Annotated in this window: 1 pseudogene; it reads right to left on the bottom strand. The window is 69.4% G+C overall.

The annotated features are described in order from the left end of the window. Positions 1–209: 209 nt before the first annotated feature. A pseudogene (locus I8J30_RS32720) lies at positions 210–503 on the bottom strand (substrate-binding domain-containing protein); the annotation flags it as partial. Between the last annotated feature and the right edge of the window lie 26 nt (positions 504–529).

Raw genomic sequence — 529 nt, 5'->3', positions numbered from 1 at the left:
AGTCCAGGCTACCAGTAAACACACAGTGTCCCACCCACACGAGCCCACAGGTGCATACGAAGCCGAGACCCTTGTTCGCTCCGGTGATCAGACTTGTCGTAAACGCTCCACCCAGCGGCGCGCGCTCGCGGCCGGCCAAGCGTCCCGTCTTCCTGGGACCAGCGGTACCACCCGGCCGCCCGTCAGCCCAGTCAGCCCCGTCAGGCCTGTCAGCCCCGCCTGACCCGCGTCGACTCCCGCACCACGAGCCGGTACGGGGGGTGGATGCGGCGCGGCTCGTCCGAGGGGGACGGAGGCGTCGTGATCCGCGTGACCAGGCACTCCACGGCCAGCTCCGCGATCGCCGCCTTGTCCGGGGCGATGGTGGTGAGCGACACCGCCCCGTAGTGGCCCTCCTCGATGTCGTCGAAGCCGACCACGGCGACGTCCTCGGGGATGCGCAACCCGCGGTCGTAGAGTGTGCGCATCGCGCCGAGCGCCATCATGTCGTAGTAGGCGAATGTCGGGTCGGGCCGCTCGCCAGATCAGG

It is taken from the genome of Paenibacillus lignilyticus, assembly GCF_017942085.1.
GTDB classification, from domain to species: domain Bacteria; phylum Bacillota; class Bacilli; order Paenibacillales; family Paenibacillaceae; genus Paenibacillus_Z; species Paenibacillus_Z lignilyticus.
Note: the sequence above shows the minus strand (reverse complement) of the source record. Positions and strands in the feature narration are given on the sequence as shown.